Source organism: Galbibacter pacificus (assembly GCF_029603165.1).
In the GTDB taxonomy this organism is placed as follows: Bacteria; Bacteroidota; Bacteroidia; order Flavobacteriales; family Flavobacteriaceae; genus Galbibacter; species Galbibacter pacificus.
Window position 1 is genome coordinate 560,537 of the sequence record NZ_JAQSVC010000002.1, and the last position, 21,453, is coordinate 581,989.

The following is a 21,453-nucleotide window of genomic DNA, read 5'->3' on the forward strand; positions in this document are numbered from 1 at the left end:
AAAAGTTTTTTAAATCCGTTGGCCGTTTCCGGATGGTAAAATGAATTTCTTTGGAAGAAAAAAACAACCTTACAATTTAATAATTGAAGCTCTGGTTAATACCTTTGCAGAAAAGTACTGTCGCAAATCAATATCGTACATTTGAAAAAATCCGAATTAAAAGAATTTCTCGACGAGAGAGTAGCATATTACAATCATCCACGTTTTATAGAAACCGATCCCATTCAGGTTCCGCATCAGTTTAAGCAAAAGGAAGATATCGAGATAGCCGGTTTTCTGGCCGCAACCATAGCTTGGGGAAACCGAAAAAGCATTATTAAAAATGCCGATAAAATGATGAAACTCATGGGTAATTCCCCTTACGATTTTGTTATGGGGCACCATGAAAATCAATTAGAAAACCTTTTGCCTTTTGTGCACCGCACTTTTAACGGGCACGATTTTATTCAGTTTGTAAAAAGCCTTCAGCATATATATTTAAACCGCGGCGGAATGGAAACTCTTTTTAAAGAACACGCCACCAACACTTCCATGCAACCAGCCATTGCCAAATTTAAAGAAGTCTTTTTTGAAATGGAACACCTCCCGCGTACCCAAAAGCATATTTCAAATCCGCTAAAAGGATCTTCGGCAAAACGCATCAATATGTTTTTACGTTGGATGGTACGTAACGATAATTGCGGCGTTGACCTTGGGATCTGGAAAGACATTTCCCCTGCCCTGCTTTCTTGTCCGCTTGACGTACATTCTGGCAACGTGGCCAGAAAACTGGGCTTGCTAAAAAGAAAACAAAACGATGCAAAGGCCCTGGCCGAACTGGATAATAATTTACGCAAACTAGACGCCTTAGACCCTGTTAAATACGACTTTGCCCTGTTTGGACTTGGTGTTTTTGAAGGCTTTTGATTGTATTTTTTGCGGATTAATACTGTTTAACATAGTTTTTTGCAAAAAGAATGTAAATTTGTTCTGTACGTTGCTACATCATCTAAAAAACATTACTAACCCAACTAATAAAGCATGCCAAGACTATTTTTTTGTATAAGCTTATTGTGTATTCTATCTATCCATGCACAAGACCGTAAAATACCCGTTGATACCATAATTACAACCACGCATCAGGTTACCATAAAAGGCAAAAAAGTAAACTACAGCACCAATACGGGAACCTTGCCCGTTTGGGATGAAGACGGGAATACAATTGCCACTCTTTTTCATACGTATTATTACAGGACCGATATTGAAAATAACACCAACCGGCCCTTGATTATATCGTTCAATGGTGGCCCCGGTTCTGCTTCCGTTTGGATGCATATTGCCTACACCGGCCCGAAAGTTTTAAATATTGACGATGAAGGATACCCCATTCAGCCATATGGCGTAAAAGACAATCCAAATTCCATACTTGACATTGCAGACATAGTCTATGTAAACCCGGTTAATACTGGATATTCACGAATGGTTGCCAATAAAGAAGGAAAATATCCCGACAAGGAAAAATTCTTTGGCATCAATGCCGATATAAAATATTTAGCAGACTGGATTACCACTTTTGTTACAAGAAACAACCGCTGGCGCTCCCCAAAATATATTATAGGCGAAAGTTATGGAGGCACCCGTGTTGCCGGACTTTCATTGGCCTTGCAGGAAAGAGAATGGATGTACCTCAATGGGGTTATTATGGTTTCGCCCGCCGATTATAAGGTCTTGCGTGCCGACAGCCCGGTTTCCTCGGCGCTAAACTTACCCTACTATACAGCGGCTGCATGGCACCAAAAAGCATTAGGAGCTGAATTGCAACAAAAAGATTTATTGGAAATTTTACCAGAAGTAGAAAAGTATACCATAAACACATTAATTCCGGCAATTGCAAAGGGCGGTTTTATTTCGGAAGCTGAAAAAAAGGAGGTCGCCAAACAAATGGCTGTGTATTCGGGGCTTTCTGAAGCTTCTATTTTAGAGCACAACCTAGATGTTCCTACATCTTTTTTTTGGAAAGAACTATTGCGCGACAAAGGTTATACCGTTGGGAGGCTGGATTCCCGCTATTTGGGGATCGATAAAATGGCGGCAGGCACACGCCCCGACTATAATGCCGAGCTTACTTCTTGGCTACACTCGTTTACGCCGGCCATAAATTACTATTTACAGGAAGAACTGAAGTTTAAAACCGATGTTCCTTACCAAATGTTCGGCGATGTACATCCTTGGAATCTGGAAAATGACAACACACGGGAAAACCTGCGCAAGGCAATGGCAGAAAACCCGTATTTACAAGTGTTATACCAAGCCGGATATTACGACGGGGCATGTACTTATTTTAACACCAAATACAGCATGTGGCAATTGGATCCATCTGGAAAAATGAAAGACAGGCTTCATTTTAAAGGTTACAGAAGCGGACATATGATGTATTTGCGAAGCGAGGATTTAAAAGCAGCCAACGATCATGTTAGGGAATTTATACTTTCTACCTCCGGTGAAGGAAAAGCTGCTAAATACACAAAGTAAGTCAGGATAACCATGTATGTAGTAAATGAAGCGTAATTATATATTTCCTCTGAAAAAAAATTATGTACTTTTGAATAGATTAATAATTAAAAGGAATGCAGTTTAAACATCCGGAAATTCTTTGGGCCCTTTTTTTACTTCTTATTCCCATTATTATCCATTTGTTTCAACTTCGGAGGTTTAAAAAAGAAACTTTTACCAATGTTCAATTTTTAAAACAGCTCGCTCAAAAAACCAGAAAAAGCTCGCAACTAAAAAAATGGCTCATCCTTCTTACAAGAATGTTGGCCTTTGCCGCTATTATTACCGCCTTTGCACAGCCTTATTTGGCCAACAGGAATATTGTGGATACCACCAAGGAAACGGTTGTTTACCTCGATAATTCTTTTAGCATGCAACTTAAAGGGGCGCAAGGGCCCCTTTTAACAAGGGCCATTAACGAATTTATTGGCAACATCCCGGCAAACGAGACTTTCTCTTTGTTTACCAATACCGAAAACTACCAAAATATTCAGGTAAACGATATTAAAAACGAACTTTTGGCTACTTCGTATTCCAGTACGCAACTACCGCTTAACGAAATATTCCTTAAAGGGCAACAATATTTTAAAGGCGAAAATTCAATTAAGAACTTTGTCGTTATTTCCGATTTTCAACAACGAAAACCAGATACGCTTCAAGATAGCAATATTGAAAGCCGCTATGTCCAGCTGTCGCCAGTTTCCAAAGAAAATATAGCAATAGACAGTGCATATATTAAAGAAAAGGAAACAAACGGTTACAATCTTGAAGTACTGCTGAGTACCAATGACGAATATGGCAATACGCCAATTGCATTGTACAACAATGATAATTTAATTGCCAAAACAGCGGTGAGTTTTTCAAACAACAAAGGCATTGCCAGTTTTACCGTTCCCAACGGAGTTTTAAAAGGAAGAATAAGCATTGACGATAATGGCCTGCAATACGACAATACGCTCTTTATTTCCATCAATAAAGAAGAAAAGCTGAACGTGCTTTCCATTAATGGAGCAGCCGATGTTTTTCTTAAAAAAATATTTACTGAAGACGAATTTAACTATGCTTCGGTTCCTGTTGATGCAATAGATTACAATAGTCTCCCAAATCAAAACTTTATTGTTTTAAATGAGGTTGAAAACATTCCGAATGCACTTATTATGGCTTTAAAAAGTGCTGTATCAAAAGGAATTTATGTTTGTATAATAGCTTCAAATAAGGCAAACCAAGAAACATACAATCAGTTACTTAGTGAAGTATCTAGGATTTCTGTTGAAGGAACAAAAAAACAAGAACAGCTTATCACTCAAATTGCATTTGAGCACCCGTTGTTTCAACAGGTTTTTGAAAAAAAAGTAGTTAATTTTCAATACCCAAAAAGTAAGCTTTCCTATGCAATAACCGGAAATTCAAACAAAGTTATCTCCTTTGCCGACGGATCGCCTTTTTTATTGGAAAACAATCATGTATATCTTTTTAGCTCGCCCTTAAATACAAATACCACCAATTTTCAAAGCTCCCCGCTTATCGTACCAGTTTTTTACAATATGGCCAAACAGAGCCTGGCGTTGCCAAATCTGTATTATTCCATTGGGGAAAACAATCAATTTGACGTAAAGGCTACATTGGGCAACGATCAAATTGTGACCTTGAAAAACAAGGAAACCTCTTTTATTCCGCTTCAGCAAACTTTTACCCACCATGTAAACATTACCACGACCGATTTACCAGCCGAAGCTGGGAATTATTCGGTAAACAACGGTAACGAGGCTATTTTAAACCTAAGCTATAACTACAACCGTAACGAGAGTAAGTTAAACTATCTTGATCTTAATAATTTAAATGCAACAAATACATATACCGATATTGCCGATGTATTTAAAAATATAAAAAGTGAAAACAATGTAAATGCGCTTTGGAAATGGTTTGTTATTTTTGCATTGGTATGTTTTTGTATCGAACTGCTCATCTTAAAATATTTTAAATGAATATCCTCGTAAAGTCCGCTAAAATAGTAGCTCCCAACAGTGATTACCACCTGCAAACAAAAGACATTCTCATTGAAGACGGTATAATTAAAAAAATTGAAGACCAATTAAAGGCGCCTAAAAACGCCAAAGTAATAGATGTTAAAGGCCTTCATGTTTCCGAAGGCTGGTTTGACAGCAGCGTGAGTTTTGGAGAACCCGGGCACGAAGAACGGGAAACCATAGAAAACGGCCTAAAAACGGCTGCTTTAAGCGGTTTTACGGCCGTGGCAGTAAACCCGAATACACATCCGGTTGCCGATACAAACGCCGATATTGGATTTTTAAAGGCCAAAGCAAGCGGAAAACCCACAGCACTTTATCCCATTGGCGCTCTAACCGTTAATAGTGAAAGTGTGGATCTGGCCGAACTTTTTGATATGAAAAATGCGGGAGCGGTTGCTTTTGGTGATTATCAAAAGGCAATAACCAACCCCAACCTTTTAAAAATTGCACTTCAATATGCTCAAAATTTTGATGGACTTGTAATTTCTTTTCCGCAGGAAAATAAAATAGCGGGAAAAGGTGTGGTTAATGAAGAAGCAGTGGGAACAAAATTAGGGCTTAAGGGAATTCCGGCGCTTGCCGAAGAGCTACAAATAGCCCGCGATTTATTTATTTTGGAATATACGGGAGGCAAATTACACATCCCTACCATTTCTACCGCAAAATCGGTAGCCCTGATAAAAGAAGCCAAAAAGAAAGGTCTGGACGTAAGTTGCAGTGTGGCCATACACAATTTATTTTTAACCGATGATGCCCTTACCGAATTTGACACCAACTACAAAGTCCTCCCGCCTTTGCGGACTGCAAATGACACCAAGGCTTTGTTAAAAGCGCTAAAAGATGGTATTATAGACTTTGTAACCAGCGATCATAACCCAATAGATGTGGAAAACAAAAAGGTGGAATTCGATCATGCCTTATATGGAACCATTGGACTGGAGAGTGCCTTTGGCGCATTGCAAAAAGCAGTTCCCCTTGAAACTGCCATAAAAAGCCTTACCCAAGGAAAAATACGCTTTGGAATTAAAAGCGAAGGCTTTAAGCCAGGCGTTAAGGCAGATTTAACCTTGTTTGACCCTAATAAAACTTATGTTTTTAAAAACCAAAACATACATTCCACCTCCAAAAACAGTGCTTTTATTGGCCAGAGCCTAAAAGGTCTTGCATTGGGCATTATAGCAAACGGACAATTAATATTAAAAATAACGTATAGTTGCTAATACATACAAAAGGTTTGCACCTCTTGTAAAAAGATTTTTTTAAGCAACAAAACATTTAGCCATGGAAATAAAACCCGAAGGAAAAACAACAGCCATAATAAGCTACATAACCATTTTTGGTACGGTTATAGCCATTGTTATGAACATGGAAAAGCAAGACCCGTTTGCCCGTTTTCATATCCGCCAGGCGTTTGGGCTAAACATGCTTTTCTTTATTTTGGGGTACTTTATCGGTTATTTTAATTCATGGATGATTTCATCTGCGTTGTATTTGTTTGTTGTTATTTTATGGCTATACGGGTTTGTAACCATGTTGCAGGAAAAGTACATTGAAGTCCCTTTGGTGGGCACTTATTTTCAAAAGTGGTTTACATTTATTAAATAACTAAAACACGTAAACTTTTATGCTTCAAACAAAAGAATTATCGTTATATCATATTGTAAAAGAACCTTCAGTAAAAAAAGAAAATCCCCCTGTTTTATTTATGTTTCATGGATATGGGAGTAATGAAGACGATCTGTTTTCCTTCGCTTCCGAGCTTCCCGGCGAGCTTTTTGTTATTTCCGTAAGGGCTCCCTTCAACTTAATGCCATACGGACATGCTTGGTACGCCATTCATTTTGATGCCGAAGACGGCAAATGGAGCGATGACAAACAAGCTGTTGAATCCCGAGAATCCATTTCAAATTTCATAGATGAAGCCGTTAAGGCATACAGCCTCGACAAAAATAATGTTACCCTGCTCGGTTTTAGCCAAGGCTCCATTTTAAGCTACGCGGTGGCCCTGTCGTATCCTGAAAAAATAAAGAACGTTATTGCCCTGAGCGGATATGTAAACGAAAAAATAATAAAAGAAGGCTACCAAAACAACAATTTGTCTTCTTTGCAGTTTTACTGCTCGCATGGTGCTGTAGACCAAGTGATTCCCGTTGAATGGGCCAGAAAAACCTCTCCTTTTTTAAAGGGGCTGGATGTAAAATTTATATATGAAGAATATCCGGTTGGACACGGGGTGGCTCCTCAAAATTTTTATGCCTTCAATAATTGGCTAAAGGAACGATTGTAAACTTCAAAAAATAACAGGAAATCTTAAAAAAAATCCACCATATCGCTATTATCTGCTCCAATTATGAAGCATCCAAGCATTTTTACACACAAATTTTGGGGCTGGAAATTGTCAGGGAAATATTTCGCGAAGAAAGGCACTCGTTTAAACTGGATCTGGCATTAAACGGAGAATACATTATAGAACTTTTCTCCTTTCCCAATCACCCAAAACGTGTTTCGCAGCCCGAAGCAAACGGATTAAGGCATTTGGCTTTTGAAGTGACCAATATTGACGAAGCCATAAAAAGACTGCACTATTTTGGCGTTACGGCAGAACCAATCCGGACGGACGAACACACCGGAAAACGTTTTACCTTTTTTAACGATCCCGACAAATTGCCCATAGAATTATATGAAGAATTCGTTGAAAATTAAAATTCCCTTTCCTGAAATGGAAGCCCTTTCTTTTTTTCGCAATATGTTTTTAAACTAAACAGGAACATTGCCCAATTGTAGTTGCACCACCTATAAAAATCTGTAAGCTCCCGCCAGTCGGCATGTCTAAGGATAATTTTTGTGACTCCCTTTTCTTCAGATAGGTCAAAAATAATACGGGTTCCTACCCATTCATCATCAGAAGCGATGCATTCCCAAACTATTCTTTGGTTTTCTTTCAGCTCAAGTATTTTCATTTGGGTGAGGTAGTCTTCATCAAAGTCAAACTCATTAACAAATCCTACTTCTGGCTTTACCTTCAACTTTTTGGTCCACGTATTGCTCAAGCCTTCTTCAGAAACAAGTGCATTGTAAACAATGGAGACAGGGGTTTTTATGTAATTGATCAATTCAATGTTTTCCATTCTGTTATGGTTGGTTACTATTAAGTATTTTGAATATCCCTAATCAGTCATAAGGTAATGACCAAATAGTAGACAATCAGAAATATTTTCAAATTTAATTAAATTATCTATGCAACAATTTAAAAAAACAAAAGGGCGCATTTAATTTATGCGCCCCATTTTCTCTTTTCAAAGCAATTAATTCCCGTTATCGGATTTTTACAACTACTTAAGGTCTGTGTTATTTAGTAAGATATACGCAACTTCTGTCCAGATGGTTTTAAAAACGGTGCTGGTTTACTATTTTTTTAACGTATGCAAAGGCTAAATTCTTTAAACATAATCTTGTAGCGTGCCTATTATTTAGTAATTTTGAAAATACCCACTAATAGCCTTTACTGAATTTTCTATGTCGATAGGATTAAAAAACAGGGATTTTACTGTTTTTTTTGAAATACCATCTCTATACCAATTAGTGAAATAAGCAAATCCTTATGCTGAAAAGAACAAATATTGAAGAAAGACTAAAGGTTTACAGGAACAAAACCACAAATGAAGACGATGTTTTAAAACAGGTGCGCGCAATTTTAAAGGAAGATTCTGCAAAAAATAAGGCCATTTCCAAAACATTGGCCGACCCACAAGAAAAAGAGCACAATGATTTTAATTTTGACCTTTTGGAAAGTGGGAAAATTTATCATATAAATCAGATTCAAAAAATATGCATCGATTACCGGTTACGTTTTTTAAGTTCAAAATATTTTAAGGGAAAGTTTCCGCAGGAAGCCATATATTCCATAAAAAAATTGGAGAAAGAACATAAAACCACCCTAAACGGGTTTAAAATTATAGCACCATCAAAATTGTTCAAACTGGAAAATGCAGACGACCCTTTGCTTTTTGCTCCGCTGGGCAACGATTATTTTTACCTTGTGCACAAGTGGGGTAACGACCTGCACCCATTGAGAAAGTTATTGGTGCTCCCTTTCAGGAACTTTATAACGCTTACAATTTTGGTGCTGCTTGTTAGTTGGCTGTTAACGCTTCTTATGCCAATAGAAATGTTTACCCACGAAAAAAACAGCTCCTATTTCTGGATATTGTTCTTTTTTATGTTTAAAATGGTTGCCAGCATTACCATTTTTTATGGGGTTGCGCTCGGTAAAAATTTTAACTATGCCATATGGAAAAGTAAATATTTTAATGCTTAACTTTAAAATATGGAAAATCAAGATTACATAAGGATCTATACCGGAAGTAGTATCCAAGCAGGTTTACTGGAAGAAAGGTTGAAAGCCGCAACTATTAACCCCGTAATAAAAAACGAAACCGAATCTGGCCGTCTGGCAGGTTTTGGGCCATCGGTAGTTGACCAAGTGCAGGTTTTTGTGCATAAAGACGAGCATGCAAAAGCAATGCAAATATTTCAAGAAGTTGAAAAAGACCTAAAGGAAGGTTGATCTGTATTTTAATCAATCCTCACAAATAATTGACAACATAAAAAACGAGGCCTAAAAAGCAGTTAATTGTTTTTCGAGCCTCGTTTCTTTTTTAAAGAATGTAATCGGTACTTACAAAATTAGAAGCTTTGCTTCCCAATAAATCATTTAAAATACGGTTGTTATACTCGTTGTCTTTTGAAGCCACAAAAGTTCTAATGGAAAACGAACGTAATGCATCGTGCACGCTCAAAGTACCAACGGCAGAATCTTTTCTTCCGGTAAACGGGTACATATCCGGCCCTCTTTGGCATGAGCTGTTTAAATTAACACGGCAAACCAAGTTTACCAACGTATCGATTAGTGGCGCCAGTTTTCTAATATCAGCACCAAAGAGACTAACTTGTTGCCCGTAATTGGAGTCGGCTATATCGTTTATGGGTTCGTCTATCTTTTTAAAAGGCACAATGGGTATTACGGGGCCAAATTGTTCCTCTTGATAAACACGCATAGCTTCGGTTACCGGGTACAATACCGCTGGAAATATATAATTCTCGGTAGTTTCGCCTCCTTTTTTGTTGATTATTTTTGCGCCTTTTCCAACAGCATCGTCAATTAATCCCTGAATATAAGCAGGCTTATCGGGTTCGGGCAGTGGCGTTAATTTAGCGCCTTCGTCCCAAGGGTTTCCAAATTTTAATTCGTCTACCCTTTTTGCAAAACGCTTATTAAATTCATCTACAATATCTTCGTGCACATATACCAATTTTAGGGCCGTACAGCGTTGCCCATTAAACGACAGAGTTCCGGCAATACACTCGTTTATGGCCAGGTCCAGATCTGCATCCGGTAAAACAATAGCCGGGTTTTTAGCTTCCAAGCCCAGCACGAGCCGTAAGCGGTTTTTATAGGGGTGTTGATCTTGAAGCGCCACCGCAGATTTACTGTTCCCGATAAGCGCCAGCACGTCTACCCTTCCCGATTTCATAATCGGGGCCGCAACTTCGCGTCCGCGTCCAAATACAATATTTACCACGCCTTTCGGGAAACTGCTCCTAAAAGCTTCTAAAAGTGGTGTAATTAATAAAACTCCGTGCTTTGCAGGTTTAAAAATGGCAGTATTCCCCATCATTAAGGCAGGGATTAGCAACGCAAATGTTTCGTTTAGCGGATAATTATAGGGGCCCAAACACAAAACAATTCCTAATGGGCCACGACGGATATGTGCATAAATACCATCGCGTTTTTTAAAATTAGCCGAATCACGGTCTAATTGCTTATAGTCTTCAATGGTATCATAAATATATTCAACGGTACGGTCGAATTCTTTTTCAGAATCCGGTAAATTTTTACCGATTTCCCACATCAATAATTTTACTACTTCATCGCGCTTGGTTACCATTTGCTTTGCAAACTTTTCCATGCACGCCACGCGGTCGGCTACTTTCATGGTTGGCCAAAGTCCTTTTCCTTTGTCAAAGGCATTGGCGGCGGCCTGCAAAGCCTCATTGGCTTCGGGTTCGCCCATGTATGGAATGCTTCCCAGCAAAGTGGGCTTGTATTCTTCGGTAGAAGAAATGGTTGAATAAACCTCGGTGGTTTTTCCTTTCCATGGTTTTAACTGCCCCCCAACTAAATAGGTGTTTTGATGTATGGGCGATTTTATCTGGTATGTTTCGGGGATTTTATTAAATGTCTTGGTTTTGGCTTCCATAGTGTTTTTTGGTTTTTATTTATGCTGAATTAATCGTTAATCATAATAACGATAAAGTTCGTGATTATGAAATTAAGATTCAACAGTTATCAGAAAAATCTATTGTGCATTGCTAATCAAACCAAATACTGAAACAGGTCGGGTTTGTTGTTTAAATATTCCCCGAAAAAGTTTCTGGTCTTCATCCTGTTAATTAGCGGTTCCAGATCGGCATCCGACTTTAATTCAATTCCTACAACCGCTGGAGCATTCTCTTTTGCGTTCTTTTTTGTGTACTGAAAATGCGTAATATCGTCGTTCGGACCTAAAATTTCGGCTACAAATTCTTTTAAGGCACCTGCCCTTTGCGGAAAGCGTACAATAAAATAATGTTTTAGGTTTGCATACAACAGGGCACGCTCCTTAATTTCGGCGGTACGGGTAATGTCGTTATTGCTGCCGCTTACCACACAAACCACGTTTTTGCCTTTAAGTTTATCCTTGTATTGGTACAATGCCGATAAGGTAAGTGCTCCGGCCGGTTCCACCACAATGGCGTCTTTGTTGTATAGATCTAATATTTCCTGGCATACTTTCCCTTCGGGAACGGTAATCATTTCATCTAGAAATTGCCGGCAAATAGCAAAGGTTTTGTCGCCTACGCGTTGTACGGCGGCTCCGTCTACAAATTTATCGATATTGCCCAGTTCGGTATTTTCTTTATTTTCCATTGAGGTTTTCATCGAAGGCGCACCTTCGGGCTCTACCCCGATTATTTTGGTTTGTGGCGACAAGACATCAAAAACGCTGGAAAGTCCTGATGCCAATCCGCCACCGCCTACGGGAACAAAAACATAATCGATTGTTTTTTTTGTTTGTTCCAAAATTTCAAGTCCTACCGTGGCTTGGCCTTCAATCACCTTTTCGTCATCAAAAGGGTGCACAAAAGTCTTGCCCAATCGCGTACATTCTGCAATGGCCGCTTTGTTGGCATCGTCAAAAGTATCGCCTTGCAAAACAATATCAATATAATCTTCGCCAAACATACGAACCTGTTCGATTTTTTGTTTGGGTGTTGGCGAAGGCATAAAAATAGTACCCTTTATTTTTAATTCCTTACAGGAAAAAGCCACTCCTTGCGAATGGTTCCCTGCGGATGCGCATACAATTCCCTTTTCACGCTGCTCTTTGGTAAGCGAACTTATTTTATTGTAAGCGCCCCTAATTTTATACGAACGGACCACTTGAAGGTCTTCTCTCTTCATCATGATATTCGCTTCAAATTCTTTTGAATACCGAATACTGTGTATTAAAGGCGTAACTGCCGCAACACCATTGAGCGTTGCAGCAGCTTTTCTTACATTTTCTAATTTTGGTATGTAAACTGTTGTTGTTTCCATATATACTGGCCCACTTATAACCCCGCCCAACGGGACGGGGACTTATAAAAGTGGCATTTAATTTTTTACCCAAACCATTTCCTCCCCTTGGGGAAGCCGGGTGGGGCGTTATACAATCTTTTTCATAGCGGTCATAGATGTACGCAGCCATGCTCCCACTTCTTCTACGGGATGATTGCGTATTTGGTCGTTGACTTCTATCAACTCTTTGTTATCAACGCCGTTGCCGGTTGCAAATGGTTTACCTATAATGTTGGTGTCCACTTTTTTCATAAAGTCTTTTAACAAAGGCTTACATGCATGATCGAACAAATAACAACCGTATTCGGCCGTATCGGAAATTACCCGGTTCATTTCAAATAATTTCTTTCTCGCAATGGTATTGGCAATAAGCGGGGTTTCGTGCAACGACTCGTAATATGCCGATTCTTCTATAATTCCAGCTTCGGTCATAGTTTCAAAAGCCAGTTCTACGCCCGATTTTACAAAAGCAACCATTAATACCGCATTGTCAAAATATTCCTGCTCAGAAATGGCCACGTCCCCGGCTGGGGTTTTCTCAAAAGCGGTTTCCCCTGTCTCGGCACGCCAAGTAAGCAGGTTTTTATCGTCGTTTGCCCAGTCTTCCATCATGGTTTTAGAGAAATGACCGCTCATAATATCATCCATGTGTTTTTGGAAAAGCGGACGCATAATTTCTTTTAATTCTTCTGAAATCTTGAACGCCTCTATTTTGGCAGGATTGGAAAGACGGTCCATCATATTGGTGATACCTCCATATTTTAAGGCTTCGGTAATGGTCTCCCATCCGTATTGAATTAATTTTGAAGCATACCCCGGCTCGATACCCTTTTCAATCATTTTATCAAAAGAAAGGATCGAACCTGTTTGAAGCAACCCGCAAAGAATGGTTTGTTCGCCCATTAAATCCGATTTTACTTCGGCAACAAAAGAAGAACGCAACACCCCTGCCCTGTGTCCTCCGGTAGCAACGGCATAGGCTTTGGCTTGGTCTAAACCTTTTCCTTCCGGATCGTTTTCCGGGTGAACGGCAATGAGCGTAGGCACACCAAAACCTCTTTTATATTCTTCTCTTACCTCGGAACCGGGGCATTTTGGAGCCACCATAATAACGGTAATATCTTCGCGAATTTGCATTCCTTCTTCCACAATATTAAAACCGTGCGAATAGGAAAGCGTTGATCCCTTTTTCATTAAAGGCATAATAGTACTTACCACATTGGAGTGCTGCTTGTCCGGCGTTAGGTTACAAACAAGGTCGGCCGTCGGGATCAATTCTTCATATGTGCCGACTTTAAATCCGTTTTCCGAGGCATTTACAAAAGATTGTCTTTTTTCCTTAATGGCGCCTTCACGCAAAGCATACGAAATATCCAAGCCGGAATCCCGCATGTTCAATCCTTGGTTAAGCCCTTGCGCACCGCAACCTACAATAACTACTTTTTTACCTTTTAACTTTTCTACACCATCACTAAACTCCGAAATATCCATAAATTCACATACGCCCAACTGCTCTAATTGTTGTCTAAGTGAAAGTGTATTAAAATAATTTGCCATTTTTTTCTATTAAATTTTAGTTGTTGTTTTTATTAAGTTTTATAGTTGAAATTCTTTTAAAATATTTGAAATCTGCATTTCTGATTTTGATACCGAAACCCTTCCAGAACGTACAAACTGCATAATTCCATAAGGTTTTAACTGTTCGTACATTTCTTCAATTTCTTCACGCCTGCCCGATTTTGAGATAACAAAAAAGTCGGGAGAAACGGTAACGATATCCGAATGATTGTCTTTTATGATATTTTGGATTTGACGCTCGTCGAACAATAAGTTTGAAGCAATTTTAAACAAACCTGTTTCCAAGAAAATGGTTTCTTCATCGGTGTGGTAATATGCTTTTATTACTTCTATTTGCTTTTCTACTTGCCCGACAATTTTACGTGTCCAATCTTCTGTAGTGTTCACAACGATGGTAAATTTAGAAACATTTTCAATCTCTGATTTAGAGACATTTAAACTCTCTATATTAATGTGTCTCTTCAAGAATATTCCGGAAATTCTGTTTAATAATCCTACGTTATTTTCAGAATAAACCGATATGGTGAATGTTTTATTTTCTTCCATTTTTTTGTTTTAACTGTTTTCAAGGTTGTTATGTGGTTACAAAGTTACGCAGTGGTTCCTTCTTTCATTTTTCATACACCCCACCTTATAACTTTCAACTTTACAACTTTATAACTTCCATATTTAACTTAAACGAATATCAGAAACCGAAGCCCCGGTGGGTATCATCGGAAATACGTTGTCTTCTTTTTCCACGCGTACCTCTAAAAAGTATGCATGCGGGGAAGCCATCATTTCTTCAACGGCCGCGGCAAGGTCTTCACGTTTGGTTACCTTTTTGGCCTGAATATGATATCCTTCGGCAATAGTAACAAAATCAGGGTTTGTCATTTCGGTTGAAGCATAACGCTTGTCGAAAAACAACTGTTGCCACTGGCGTACCATTCCTAAAAAGTCGTTGTTCAATACCACTATTTTAACAGGAACCTTGGTTTGAAAAATGGTGCCCAGTTCTTGAATGGTCATTTGGTAACCGCCATCGCCAATTACCGCAACCACTTCGCGTTTGGGCGCACCCATTTTGGCACCAATGGCAGCGGGAAGTGCAAACCCCATGGTTCCAAGACCTCCGGAAGTAATATTGCTTTTTGTGGTGTTAAATTTGGCGTAACGGCACGCAATCATTTGATGTTGGCCCACATCTGAAACCATTACGGCTTCATGGTTGGAGGCTTGGTTGATTTGCTCGATCACCTCGCCCATGGTCAACCCCTCTTTTTTGGGGTGCAAATCGTTTTTAATGACTTTATCAAACTCAATTTTATATTTTTCCTTAAACTCATTATGCCATGCCTCGTGCTTATTTTCATTTACTAAAGGAAGTACCTTTGCCAAGGTTTCTTTTACATTCCCCAATACCGGAATATCGGCATGTACATTTTTGTTGATTTCGGCTGGGTCAATTTCAAAATGCAAAACTTTGGCCTGCTTGGCATAAGTACTCAAATCTCCGGTAACGCGATCGTCAAAACGCATGCCAAGGGCAATTAACAAATCGCATTCATTGGTAAGGATATTCGGACCATAATTTCCGTGCATTCCAACCATACCAACATTTAGCGGATGACTGGACGACAACGCCGAAGCTCCGAGAATAGTCCAAGCAGCAGGAATTCCAGCCTTTTCAACAAGGGCTTTTAATTCTTCTTCTGCTTTTCCAAGAATAATACCCTGCCCCCAAACAATCATGGGCTTTTTTGCCTTGTTGATCGCTTCGGCAGCCTCGGTAATTTTACTTTCGTCTACAACCGGTGCGGGTTTATAGCTTCGGATAGCGGTACATTTTTGATAATCGAAATCAAACTCGTCAAACTGAGCATTTTTGGTAATATCAATCAAAACAGGTCCCGGGCGACCGGAACGGGCAATGTAAAATGCTTTTGCAATAATTTCAGGAATTTCGGCAGCATTTGTAATTTGATAATTCCATTTGGTAACCGGCGTGGAAATGCCTACAATATCGGTTTCCTGAAAGGCATCGGACCCCAATAAATGGCGAGCCACTTGCCCCGTTATGCAAACCATGGGCGTAGAATCTATTTGCGCATCTGCAATTCCGGTAATTAAATTGGTAGCTCCCGGACCAGACGTGGCCATGGCGACACCCACTTTTCCCGAAACTCTTGCATAACCTTGGGCAGCATGTGTTGCCCCTTGCTCATGACGCGTTAATACATGGTGCAATTTATCACGAAACTTGTAAAGCTCGTCATAAATTGGCATAATGGCACCTCCGGGATATCCATAAACGGTTTCTATGCCTTCAGCCAGTAAACAGTGTATAACTGCTTCTGCTCCGGAAATCCTTATTTTTTTTCCGGTTTTGCTTTCTTCTTTCTTTAATGTCTTTACTTCCATAAGTAACAATTTTATAGTTACGGGTATTTTTCCGCAATCAGCAAATTGATTTTATTGAATTCATCTCTAAAACTCGTCGGTAACACAACCTTTTGAAGCCGATGAAACCGTTTTTGCATATTTATATAATGAACCTCTTTTTATTTTTAATTCGGGGGCTTTCCATTTTGCCCTTCTTTCAGCCAGTTCTTCATCGGAAATTTCAATGTTGATGGTATTGTTCACGGCATCTATCGAGATAACGTCTCCGTTTTCTACCAATGCTATGTTCCCGCCAACTTGTGCTTCTGGAGCTACATGGCCGACGACAAACCCGTGCGAACCACCCGAAAACCTTCCATCGGTAATCAAGGCAACATCTTTACCCAGACCAGCCCCCATAATGGACGAAGTGGGTTTTAACATTTCGGGCATTCCCGGTGCGCCTTTGGGCCCTTCATAACGGATAATAACCACATCGCCTTTTTTTACTTTTCCGGTTTTTATTCCTTCGTTTACGGCTATTTCACTATCAAAAACATTGGCCGTTCCCTTAAACGACAGGCCTTCTTTGCCCGTAATTTTAGCCACGGCGCCTTCAGTTGCCAGGTTACCAAACAAAATGCGTATATGTCCGGAATCTTTAATTGGAGTATCCAACCCTTTAATAATTTCTTGACCATCAACAAGGTTTGGTACATCCTTTAAATTTTCGGCCAAGGTTTTTCCGGTTACCGTTAAACAATCGCCGTGTAGCATATCGTTATCCAGCATATATTTTAAAACCCCCGGTATACCACCAACACCATGTAAATCTTCCATGGAGTATTTGCCGCTCGGTTTTAGGTCTGCCAATAATGGGGTGTTGTCGCTTATTCTTTTAAAATCTTCCAAGGTAAATTCTACTTGTGCCGCTTTGGCAATTGCCAAAAAGTGAAGCACAGCGTTGGTAGACCCTCCAAGAACGGTTACTAGCCTGAAAGCATTTTCCAACGACTTTCTGGTAACTATGTCTGAAGGCTTTATATCCTTTTCAAGCAACAATCGTAAAGCTTCGCCAGCTTTTACACACTCTTGCTCTTTAATGTTCCCATCGCTCACCGCAGGGTTGGATGAATTGAACGGCAACGACATCCCTAAAGCTTCAATGGCCGAAGCCATGGTGTTTGCAGTGTACATACCACCGCAGGCACCCGCACCGGGACATGCTTTATGGACTACCTCTTTAAATTCTGTCTCGTCTATTGTTCCTGCCACTTTTTGTCCGTAAGCCTCAAATGCAGAAATTATATCTAGTTTTTTTCCGTTATGGCAACCCGAAGCAATCGTTCCGCCATACACCAATACCGAAGGCCTGTTTAAACGGAGCATTGCCATTAATGCGCCGGGCATGTTTTTATCGCAGCCAACCACCGTTACCAGTCCGTCATAGCCCATGGCCTGCACTACCGTTTCCATGGAATCGGCAATAATATCCCTTGAAGGCAACGAATAACGCATGCCCGGGGTACCATTGGAAATTCCATCGCTGACCCCAATGGTATTGAATATCAAACCGACCAAATCGGCATTGGCAGTGCCTTTTTTTACATGGGTTGCCAAATCGTTTAAGTGCATGTTACAGGGATTCCCCTCGTAACCTGTACTTGCTATACCGATAAAGGGTTTTTGTAAATCTTCATCTGTTAAGCCCAAAGCATGTAACATAGCTTGTGCAGCTGGAAGCGTTGGGTCTTGAGTTACTTGGTGACTAAACTTTTTTAAATTCACTTTATATGTTAAATTTTCGAGTATTATTTAATTATATTCAAAATTATAGTAATGTATTTCTAATTTTTGCCCGGTTTTCTTTTTAACTTTAAATCCAACAGCATCATAAAATAGTTAACTAGTTTATTTTCAGTGTATTAAATACATGTTTTTAGGACATTCAACCGTATGGATTTATTATTTTATTAACTTCTTATATGTTCTATACCGACTTTTTTAAAGGGTTTCCCGCTTTTTTTGCAATAAAAAAAGGACTGTATTAAAATTGATACAGACCTTCTATTATTTTGACATGCGAAACTGTATCAACTCAATATGAGCTCACAATAATTCGAATGACTATGACTAAAAAATGCTTCATTTTTGCTGAAATAAAAAAGCCTTCCCGATTATAGGAAGGCTTGAACATTATCTATCTTTAATAATACACATTCCCTCCTACCTCAGTAAAACAATCACCAAGCTAATGACATAGCCAATAATAATGGCTACATTAAGAAGAGAAACGATATTAATTATTTTCTTATTCATCTACACAATATTAATTATAATTTCTAAATTGAAAAAACTTTTTTAGTATAAAATACGATGGAAGCGCATATAAATTCAATATTAAAACTTCAGCAAACCTTTTTTAACGAGGGGAATACAAGAAACATCAGTAAGCGGAAAACTGTTTTAAAAGACTTAAAAAAAGAAATTGAAAACCGGGAACAGGATATTGCTAAAGCCATTTACAACGATTTTAAAAAACCAGAGTTTGAAGTACTGTTGACCGAAACCAAAATTGTTTTAAGCGATTTGAAAGATGCTATTCGAAACATCCACAAATGGACAAAGCCGAAACGAGTAACCCCATCGTTGCTGAACTTTCCATCGGCTGCAAAAATTATAAAAGAACCTTACGGAAGGGTTTTAATCATGTCGCCATGGAATTACCCTTTCCAATTGGCCCTTTCGCCACTTATCGGGGCTGTGGCAGCAGGAAACACCGTTGTTTTAAAACCTTCGGAGTTAACCCCGAACACTTCAAAAATCATTTCAGAAATCATTTTAAAAGTATTTCCAAAAGAATATGTTACGGTTGTAGAAGGCGATAAAATAATTGCACAAACACTTTTGGAAGAAAAATGGGATTATATTTTCTTTACTGGAAGTCCGCATGTAGGAAAAATAGTATACCAGTCCGCAGCAAAGTATTTAACTCCTGTTACTTTGGAGCTTGGCGGAAAAAACCCATGCATCGTTGATGAAAAAATTAATATTAAACTTTCTGCCAAAAGAATAGTTTGGGGCAAGTTTATAAATGGCGGGCAAACATGCATTGCACCAGATTATATTTTGGTCGATTCAAAAATTAAAACACAACTAATTGAAGCGTTAAAGCAGGAAATTATTAACGCTTACACCAAAAATCCCGAAGAGAGCAAAGATTATGTTCATATTGTTAACGAAAACCACACCAATCGGCTTAAAAACCTATTAAGCGGGCAAGAAATATTGTTTGGTGGGGTTTCCTACGGAAAAAACAGCCTCGCCCCTACACTCGTTAACGAGCCGTCATTGGAAAGCCCACTAATGCAAGAAGAGATTTTTGGCCCCATTCTTCCGATAATCAGTTATAAAAATGAAGAAGAAATAAAGTCGGTCATTACAAAATACGAAAAACCACTTTCGCTATATGTTTTTTCAAAGAGAAGTGCTTTTGCCCAAAAAATAATCAATGAATTTTCTTTTGGCGGCGGTGCCATAAACGATACAGTTGTTCATTTTGTCAATAAAAAACTTCCTTTTGGCGGTGTTGGCAATAGTGGTTTGGGAGCATACCACGGAAAATTAACTTTTAATACTTTTTCGCACAGCAAGCCTATAGTAAATCGTGGCACATGGCTGGATATTCCATTGCGGTATGCTCCGTATGCAAAAAAAACAAAATGGGCGGGAATGCTGGAAAGGTTTATGTAATGAACAACAAAAAACTTCTCCTCATAGATATAACAATTAGTTCTTTTTATTTTGAAAAACTTCTTATAAATAGTAAATTGTAGTTTATTGATAATCAGAACTATTAAAAATTGGCACATCATATCTGGTTTGAAGCGCTTACCTACAGGTATCCACAAAATATTTGGGTACCCTTACTTTTTTGTGCCCTTTTGTTTTTTACAAACTGTGCCCCAAAATTAGATACCGTTGAAGCACCTATAGACAACCCTGATGAATTTTCATACAACGGAACCCAGGTTATCCCCGATAAATGGTGGACGGTTTTTAATGACAAACAATTAAATATTCTTATTGATTCTGCACTTAACCAGAACCTGAACCTTGCCGCCACATGGGAACAGGTCATGGAAGCACATGCCATTAGGCGAAGCGAAGCTTCTTTTCTTTGGCCACAAATTGATGCTGGCTTGCAAACAGGCATTAGCAGGCCCCAACCCGATTTTGCAGGTGGCGAAAATACGCAGCTGGGGCTTACTGCTTCATACGAGCTGGATTTATGGGGAAGGCTACGGTCCAGCAAACAAGCGGCTAATTTTCGTTTAGAGGCATCTTATTTCGATTACCAAGCTACTGCCATGATGCTTTCTGCCGAAATTGCGGCTACTTGGTTTCAATATGTAACTGCATTGCAACAATTACAACTTGCCAACAAACAAATCGAGACTAACCAAGATATCATGAAGCTCATTCGTGTGCGCTTTAGTGGCGGGACTATCCGTGGAGCAGATATTTTACGGCAACAACAACTTCTGGAAGCTACTCAAAATCAAAAAATTGTTTACCAAACAAATATCGAGCTGCTCAAAAATCAACTTTCCGTATTATTGGGCAAGCCACCGCAAAACGAACTTAGCCTAAACCCCGATTCTTTGCCTCAACTCCCACCCATACCAGATACGGGACTACCGTTGGACCTTGTTAGGAGAAGGCCCGATGTAAAGCAGGCATACAATTTGGTTCTGGTAGCCGACAGGGACATGGCCGCAGCCATTGCAAACCGATATCCAAGACTAACATTAACTGCTGCAACCCAATTGCGTTCCAACGATTTTAATAATCTGTTCGAAGAATGGGCCTATACGCTAGGCGCTAATATTGTAGCCCCGTTAATTTATGGCGGCAGGCTTAATGCCGAAGTAGACAGAGCCGAAGCCGTTAAAAACCAAACACTCTACCAATACGGGCAAACAGTTTTAACGGCCTTTCGGGAAGTTGAAGATGCACTTATCCAGGAACAGATGCAAAAAGAACAGATTACTATTCTTGAAAACCGATTGATCTTGGCTCAAAAAACAAACAGGCAATTGCGTATTGAATTTGTAAATGGTCTAAGTGAATATTTAGATGTATTGCTGGCTTTGGACCAAGAACAACAATTGCGGAGAGACGTGCTTTCTGCAAGGCAGGAATTGATAAATATAAGAATTTCGCTCTACCGGGCATTGGCAGGTGCCTTTAAAACAGAGCGGGAAAACCAATTAGAAGAATAACCGG

The 21,453-nt window shown here is 39.3% G+C and carries 18 protein-coding genes; 11 read left to right on the forward strand and 7 right to left on the reverse strand.

Going from position 1 to position 21,453, the window contains the following annotated elements:
• Nucleotides 1-141: 141 nt before the first annotated feature.
• From PSF86_RS06965 to gloA2, 7 genes are all read left to right on the forward strand, one after another.
• Nucleotides 142-906, forward strand: a complete 765-nt coding sequence (locus tag PSF86_RS06965) for a TIGR02757 family protein (RefSeq protein ID WP_277899335.1) — start codon at nucleotides 142-144, stop codon at nucleotides 904-906.
• Nucleotides 907-1,020: 114 nt separating this feature from the next.
• The gene (locus PSF86_RS06970) at nucleotides 1,021-2,511 is read left to right on the forward strand and encodes a S10 family peptidase (RefSeq protein ID WP_277899336.1); all 1,491 of its coding nucleotides are present in this window, start codon (nucleotides 1,021-1,023) and stop codon (nucleotides 2,509-2,511) included.
• Between the two features lie 95 nt (nucleotides 2,512-2,606).
• Nucleotides 2,607-4,517, forward strand: coding sequence for a BatA domain-containing protein (locus PSF86_RS06975; RefSeq protein WP_277899337.1), 1,911 nt, complete (start codon nucleotides 2,607-2,609; stop codon nucleotides 4,515-4,517).
• On the forward strand, nucleotides 4,514-5,782 hold the full coding sequence (locus PSF86_RS06980; protein ID WP_277899338.1) for a dihydroorotase: 1,269 nt from the start codon (nucleotides 4,514-4,516) through the stop codon (nucleotides 5,780-5,782). Before PSF86_RS06975 ends, PSF86_RS06980 begins: the two co-directional genes overlap by 4 nt.
• Nucleotides 5,783-5,843: 61 nt before the next feature.
• On the forward strand, nucleotides 5,844-6,167 hold the full coding sequence (locus PSF86_RS06985) for a magnetosome magnetite crystal formation protein family (protein WP_277899339.1): 324 nt from the start codon (nucleotides 5,844-5,846) through the stop codon (nucleotides 6,165-6,167).
• A 19-nt stretch (nucleotides 6,168-6,186) separates the two neighbouring features.
• Nucleotides 6,187-6,849: an alpha/beta hydrolase gene (locus tag PSF86_RS06990; RefSeq protein ID WP_277899340.1), complete on the forward strand. Its 663-nt coding sequence runs from the start codon at nucleotides 6,187-6,189 to the stop codon at nucleotides 6,847-6,849.
• Between the two features lie 20 nt (nucleotides 6,850-6,869).
• Nucleotides 6,870-7,265 (forward strand): SMU1112c/YaeR family gloxylase I-like metalloprotein, encoded by a 396-nt coding sequence (gene gloA2, locus PSF86_RS06995; RefSeq protein WP_277899609.1) that lies wholly within the window; start codon nucleotides 6,870-6,872, stop codon nucleotides 7,263-7,265.
• On the opposite strand, the gene PSF86_RS07000 is transcribed toward gloA2, so the two are convergent.
• Nucleotides 7,262-7,690 (reverse strand): SRPBCC family protein, encoded by a 429-nt coding sequence (locus tag PSF86_RS07000; RefSeq protein ID WP_277899341.1) that lies wholly within the window; start codon nucleotides 7,688-7,690, stop codon nucleotides 7,262-7,264. The genes gloA2 and PSF86_RS07000 overlap by 4 nt on opposite strands.
• A gap of 473 nt (nucleotides 7,691-8,163) precedes the next feature.
• On the opposite strand from PSF86_RS07000, the gene PSF86_RS07005 reads away from it, so the two are divergent.
• Nucleotides 8,164-8,880: a hypothetical protein gene (locus tag PSF86_RS07005; protein ID WP_277899342.1), complete on the forward strand. Its 717-nt coding sequence runs from the start codon at nucleotides 8,164-8,166 to the stop codon at nucleotides 8,878-8,880.
• Nucleotides 8,881-8,889: 9 nt separating this feature from the next.
• Nucleotides 8,890-9,129, forward strand: a complete 240-nt coding sequence (locus PSF86_RS07010; RefSeq protein ID WP_277899343.1) for a putative signal transducing protein — start codon at nucleotides 8,890-8,892, stop codon at nucleotides 9,127-9,129.
• Nucleotides 9,130-9,220: 91 nt separating this feature from the next.
• On the opposite strand, the gene PSF86_RS07015 is transcribed toward PSF86_RS07010, so the two are convergent.
• The 6 genes from PSF86_RS07015 to ilvD all read right to left on the reverse strand — a co-directional run bounded on the left by PSF86_RS07015 (nucleotide 9,221) and on the right by ilvD (nucleotide 17,952).
• Nucleotides 9,221-10,822 carry an NADP-dependent glyceraldehyde-3-phosphate dehydrogenase gene (locus PSF86_RS07015; RefSeq protein WP_277899344.1) on the reverse strand — a complete coding sequence of 534 codons (1,602 nt, stop codon included), beginning with the start codon at nucleotides 10,820-10,822 and terminating at the stop codon, nucleotides 9,221-9,223.
• Nucleotides 10,823-10,938: 116 nt separating this feature from the next.
• Nucleotides 10,939-12,201 carry a threonine ammonia-lyase IlvA gene (gene ilvA / locus PSF86_RS07020; RefSeq protein ID WP_277899345.1) on the reverse strand — a complete coding sequence of 421 codons (1,263 nt, stop codon included), beginning with the start codon at nucleotides 12,199-12,201 and terminating at the stop codon, nucleotides 10,939-10,941.
• Between the two features lie 108 nt (nucleotides 12,202-12,309).
• On the reverse strand, nucleotides 12,310-13,779 hold the full coding sequence (gene ilvC, locus PSF86_RS07025) for a ketol-acid reductoisomerase (protein WP_277899346.1): 1,470 nt from the start codon (nucleotides 13,777-13,779) through the stop codon (nucleotides 12,310-12,312).
• 39 nt (nucleotides 13,780-13,818) lie between these two features.
• Nucleotides 13,819-14,346 (reverse strand): acetolactate synthase small subunit, encoded by a 528-nt coding sequence (ilvN, locus tag PSF86_RS07030; protein WP_277899347.1) that lies wholly within the window; start codon nucleotides 14,344-14,346, stop codon nucleotides 13,819-13,821.
• Nucleotides 14,347-14,469: 123 nt separating this feature from the next.
• A complete protein-coding gene (gene ilvB, locus PSF86_RS07035; RefSeq protein WP_277899348.1) occupies nucleotides 14,470-16,203 on the reverse strand; it encodes a biosynthetic-type acetolactate synthase large subunit in 1,734 nt (577 codons plus the stop codon).
• A gap of 66 nt (nucleotides 16,204-16,269) precedes the next feature.
• Complete coding sequence (gene ilvD / locus PSF86_RS07040; protein ID WP_277899349.1) at nucleotides 16,270-17,952, reverse strand: dihydroxy-acid dehydratase; 1,683 nt, start codon at nucleotides 17,950-17,952, stop codon at nucleotides 16,270-16,272.
• Between the two features lie 588 nt (nucleotides 17,953-18,540).
• Here ilvD and PSF86_RS07045 point away from each other — a divergent pair.
• Both PSF86_RS07045 and PSF86_RS07050 read left to right on the forward strand, forming a co-directional pair.
• Entirely contained in the window at nucleotides 18,541-19,917 is a 1,377-nt protein-coding gene (locus PSF86_RS07045; protein ID WP_277899350.1) for an aldehyde dehydrogenase, read from the forward strand.
• Between the two features lie 110 nt (nucleotides 19,918-20,027).
• A complete protein-coding gene (locus tag PSF86_RS07050) occupies nucleotides 20,028-21,449 on the forward strand; it encodes an efflux transporter outer membrane subunit (RefSeq protein ID WP_277899351.1) in 1,422 nt (473 codons plus the stop codon).
• Nucleotides 21,450-21,453 lie beyond the last annotated feature (4 nt).

Coding starts and splice junctions, on each gene's coding strand:
- PSF86_RS06980 (WP_277899338.1), top strand. CDS start 4,514: ATGAATATCCTCGTAAAGTCCGCTAAAATAGTAGCTCCCAACAGTGAT.
- PSF86_RS06990 (WP_277899340.1), top strand. CDS start 6,187: ATGCTTCAAACAAAAGAATTATCGTTATATCATATTGTAAAAGAACCT.
- ilvC (WP_277899346.1), bottom strand. CDS start 13,779: ATGGCAAATTATTTTAATACACTTTCACTTAGACAACAATTAGAGCAG.
- ilvB (WP_277899348.1), bottom strand. CDS start 16,203: ATGGAAGTAAAGACATTAAAGAAAGAAGAAAGCAAAACCGGAAAAAAA.
- PSF86_RS06985 (WP_277899339.1), top strand. CDS start 5,844: ATGGAAATAAAACCCGAAGGAAAAACAACAGCCATAATAAGCTACATA.
- PSF86_RS07000 (WP_277899341.1), bottom strand. CDS start 7,690: ATGGAAAACATTGAATTGATCAATTACATAAAAACCCCTGTCTCCATT.
- PSF86_RS07005 (WP_277899342.1), top strand. CDS start 8,164: ATGCTGAAAAGAACAAATATTGAAGAAAGACTAAAGGTTTACAGGAAC.
- PSF86_RS07045 (WP_277899350.1), top strand. CDS start 18,541: ATGGAAGCGCATATAAATTCAATATTAAAACTTCAGCAAACCTTTTTT.
- PSF86_RS06975 (WP_277899337.1), top strand. CDS start 2,607: ATGCAGTTTAAACATCCGGAAATTCTTTGGGCCCTTTTTTTACTTCTT.
- PSF86_RS07015 (WP_277899344.1), bottom strand. CDS start 10,822: ATGGAAGCCAAAACCAAGACATTTAATAAAATCCCCGAAACATACCAG.
- ilvN (WP_277899347.1), bottom strand. CDS start 14,346: ATGGAAGAAAATAAAACATTCACCATATCGGTTTATTCTGAAAATAAC.
- ilvA (WP_277899345.1), bottom strand. CDS start 12,201: ATGGAAACAACAACAGTTTACATACCAAAATTAGAAAATGTAAGAAAA.
- PSF86_RS07010 (WP_277899343.1), top strand. CDS start 8,890: ATGGAAAATCAAGATTACATAAGGATCTATACCGGAAGTAGTATCCAA.
- PSF86_RS06970 (WP_277899336.1), top strand. CDS start 1,021: ATGCCAAGACTATTTTTTTGTATAAGCTTATTGTGTATTCTATCTATC.